Annotated in this window: 2 protein-coding genes; one reads left to right on the top strand and one right to left on the bottom strand. The window is 34.5% G+C overall.

The genetic code is table 11. The features are described from left to right. A partial coding sequence (locus tag AFK68_RS07765; protein ID WP_094672258.1) for a glycoside hydrolase family 108 protein occupies positions 1-561 on the bottom strand: 561 nt, incomplete at its 3' end. Between the two features lie 1,229 nt (positions 562-1,790). Between AFK68_RS07765 and AFK68_RS07760 the strand changes: the two genes are divergently transcribed. Continuing rightward, positions 1,791-3,974 carry a tetratricopeptide repeat protein gene (locus AFK68_RS07760; RefSeq protein ID WP_094672257.1) on the top strand — a complete coding sequence of 728 codons (2,184 nt, stop codon included), beginning with the start codon at positions 1,791-1,793 and terminating at the stop codon, positions 3,972-3,974. Positions 3,975-4,194 lie beyond the last annotated feature (220 nt).

Here is a 4,194-nt window from a genome sequence, read left to right as displayed (position 1 = left end):
CCTTTCGTTAATCATTTGCAGTGCAGTATTTCGATTATTACCTTCTGCTAATGCTTCTTTGGTCTTAGTATCAAATATACCTGTTTGTGGTAGTCCTAAAGCTTGTTGCAGAAAAGTTACCGAGTTATTAATACCAAAATTAACAGCAGTATCAAACATAACTACGGCAAGAGCGGGGTGCATAGTAGCTGACCTACTATTATCCCAATAACCTTGATAAATTTCCATCAATTCAGCATCAGACATTTGCGTAACATCTAATGGTGGTAAACCCCTTCGACGTCGATAGGCATTATATACACTTTGTAAAATTCCTTTATAAGTTCTACCACCTTTATCTGCTGGATGATTACTAAATCCACCTTCAAAATATAGGGTAAAAGATAGAGCTGTTTCAAATAATTTTGCTTCGTAACTTTTTTCAGTTCTTGCTTGAGCAGGAATTTTATGACTAATACTAATAGGCATTCCGACTGTCAAAATTAAAGAGATAATTGCCAGAATTATTTGGGGTTTAAATTTGATTTTTGGTTGGGGTAAATTTGATTTTTTCCAAATCATTAGAATATTCCTTATTTATTAAGTTTGGTAGTCTGGTAGTAGTGAACTGACACTTAAATGTTTCATTAGAAAAAAAATGGTCAAATAAATTCAAAATTCAAAATTATTAATTCAAAATTATAACCTCTGCCTGTTTGCGCAGCATTCCGCAGCAAAGTCAGAGGCTTGAAATAAGGAAAATATTTTTTATTTTTTCGAGCTTTGAAGAAGGAGGCTTGAATCCTTAATTAAACAATTATTGAAATTCACTTAGAACCAAAATTTTTGAACTTTGAATTTTGAATTCAAAAAATGGTCATACCTTGCTATAACAAGAATTATAGGAAAAAAGGGCTATGCACAGTTTTAGCTATGTCAGTCTAATACTATTGCATATAGAGCAATAATAGATTCATTTTATCAAGCACCCAAATAGAGGATATGATTAGTGGAAATTTCCAACTATTGCGTATAGAGCAATAATAGATTCATTTTATCAAGCACCCAAATAGAGGATATGATTATTGGAAATTTCCAACTATTGCGTATAGAGCAATAATAGATTCATTTTATGAAGCACCCAAATAGAGGATATGATTAGGGAAAATTTCCGACTATTGGGGATAGAGCAACAATAAATTCATTCTATGAAGCACCCANTATGAAGCACCCAAATAGAGGATATGATTAGGGAAAATTTCCGACTATTGGGGATAGAGCAACAATAAATTCATTCTATGAAGCACCCAAATAGAGGATATGATTAGTGGAAATTTCCAACTATTGCGTATAGAGCAATAATAGATTCATTTTATCAAGCACCCAGCTAGAGGATATGATTAGTGGAAATTTCCGACTATTGCATATAGAGCAATAATAGATTCATTTTATGAAGCACCCAAATAGAGGATATGATTAGTGGAAATTTCCAACTATTGCGTATAGAGCAATAATAGATTCATTTTATGAAGCACTCCGTCAGAGGATATGATTATTGGAAATTTCCAACTATTGCGTATAGAGCAATAATAGATTCATTCTATGCAGCACCCGTCAGAGGAGATGATTAGTGGAAATTTCCGACTATTGTGTATATACCTCAACCGAGACATCCAAAACCTCAATTGAGATATTGCTTTCCCCTTACGGGAAGGAAGCTACGTTCCTCAACCCCAACCTACTGGACAAATATGATAAATTTTAAGCTTTAATTAGCACTGATAACTGAGAACTGATAATTGATAACTAAAATGAATACTCCCTCGAATTTTTCTACCTCACAAACTCCAAATTTTGAGACTTTGACACAACAGGCTGAACTTTACTACGCTCAAGGACAATTATCAGAAGCGATCGCTTGTTGTCGTGAGGCTTTAAGTTTACAACCTAATTGGGCACCTACTTATGTTACTCTGGCCAATATTCTTCAAGCCCAAGGTCAAATCTCTGAAGCAATTAGTCTATATTATCGGGCCATAGAGTTTAATCCTGATTTATCCCAGGCTCATGTTAACTTGGGCAGTATGTTTTATCGCCAGGGAAAATTGGAAGAGGCGATCGCTTGTTACAGGAAAGCTATTCAACTACAACCAGAGATGGCCGCTGCTTATTGGAATTTGGCCAAGGTTTGGCAAAAAATTGGCAAGTCAGAAGAAGCGATCGCCTCACAACAAAAAGCATTAGAATTAAATCCTAGTTTGGGTGGGGTAGAGTTTAATTTAAGCCAAGGATATAGGTTAGCTGAAGAGGGTAAATTAGATGAAGCTATTGCTGTTTGGCAAGGGGCTATTAAACTTAAGCCAGACTTAACAGAAGCTTATAGTCAAATTGGAATTATTTTGAGAAATCAAGGTAAATTTTCTGAAGCTATTCAACACCTGAAAAAAGCCATTGAAATTAAACCTGACTATGCTACAGCTCATCAACATTTATGTGGCATTTTGAGGGATGGTAATAATTATGCAGTTGCTAGGGAAGCAGTCAATAAATATAGTCAAGAATGTAGGGTAGTCGATCCGATTATGACTGCCATATATATGATTAGTACATATCAAGTATCTGGCTTAAATGAAATTGCTAAAGATAGATTTTTTGATTTGGAGGCTAAACTTATAGAAGATATAAATATTGCCAAAAAGTCAGTGGAGCTAAAATCTTTATATGGAAATTTTTTATTCAGCGTTCCTTATTTAAGAGACAATATTGAAGCTAACTCTCATCTCTACAAATTAGTATCTAAAGCTTATACTGAGCTAGCTCTCAAACCTAAGTCTAATTATCAGCAAAAATTGGCAAATTTTGAGTTTAGTAAAAGTCGTAAATTAAAAGTTGGATTTATATCTAGTCACTTTTGTAGACATTCTGTAGGTTGGTGCAGTCTTGATATAATTCGGGAGTTAGGAAAGCTCAACACAGAAACATATTTATATTCAACGGAACGTTTAAAAGTAGACGACCAAACTCAGAAATTTAGTCAAGCTGCTACTAAATTATATGTACCGAAAAAATATCCTCAAGGAATAGTAGATGTAGGAGAAATTATTGGTGAAATTCAGCAGGACAAAGTAGATATATTAATAGATTTAGATTCTCTGAGTTTACCAATTAATACAGAGATTTTGTCTTATCAAACAGCACCTATTTGTATATCTTGGTTAGGGTTTGATGCTCCTTACATATCCTCAGATAATTATTTTCTCTGCGACTCGCACACCCATCCTCAAGACAGGGATAAATACTATGTAGAAAAATTGGTGAGAATGCCAGATTCATTTATCGCAGTTTCTGGTTTTGAAAGAATAGAAAAAAGTAAAGCTGATTTAAGAAAATCCCAAAGAATAGGTTTAGATCAAATAGTTTATCTCTGTTTAGCGCCAGGTAGAAAATTCAACCGAGATTTAGTTAAAGCACAAGTTGCTATTTTGAAACAAGTGCCTAATAGTATCTTAGTTCACAAAGGATTAGGAGATGTAGAAGTATTTCAAGCTGCTTATCATCAAGCTTGTCAAGCTGAGGAAGTTAGTATTCATCGGATTAAATTTATGGATAGATTTTCTACAGAGGAGGAACATAGAAATATTTACTCTTTAGCAGATATTTTGCTTGATTCTTCTCCTTATAATGGTGGTACTCATACTTTAGAAGCTTTATGGTTTAACTTGCCAGTTGTTACCCATGTCGGAGAACAATTTTTATCTAGAATGGGTTATTCTTTTTTACAAAGTTTAGATATTAAGTTAGGGGTATCATGGTCATGGGAAGAATATATTGATTGGGGTGTAAAATTAGGTCAAAATCCTAACTTACGGCAGGAATATATTGATAGGGTAGTGAAGTCTAAGGAGTCAGAAAATTTAGCACCTTTGTGGAACTCTAAAAAATTTGCTCAAGATATGTATACTGCGGTCGAAAAAGTATTAATTAGGGCTTGCTGAAAAAGTATTATGGGTGAGGGTAAGAGTCAGAATGAATGGGAAATTTAGAGCTGCTGGGAGAGAGAATTATCCCTTGATTTTTCAGCAAGAGAGTCAACCCAAAATCCTAATTTTTAAGCTCCCTAGTGCCACTACGCGGAAGTCAAAATCCTGAAAGGTTGCGAGGCGACAGCCGTGGCAATCTCAAAATTCAAGCATTATTGATTGGTAAGGCTTTGAG

This window comes from Hydrocoleum sp. CS-953, from assembly GCF_002260545.1.
Taxonomy (GTDB): Bacteria; Cyanobacteriota; Cyanobacteriia; order Cyanobacteriales; family Microcoleaceae; genus Trichodesmium.
This window is presented reverse-complemented; position numbering and strand designations above follow the sequence as displayed.

What these genes read in the sequence shown, in the direction of transcription:
- AFK68_RS07760 (WP_094672257.1), top strand. Translation starts at nt 1,791, where the DNA reads ATGAATACTCCCTCGAATTTTTCTACCTCACAAACTCCAAATTTTGAG.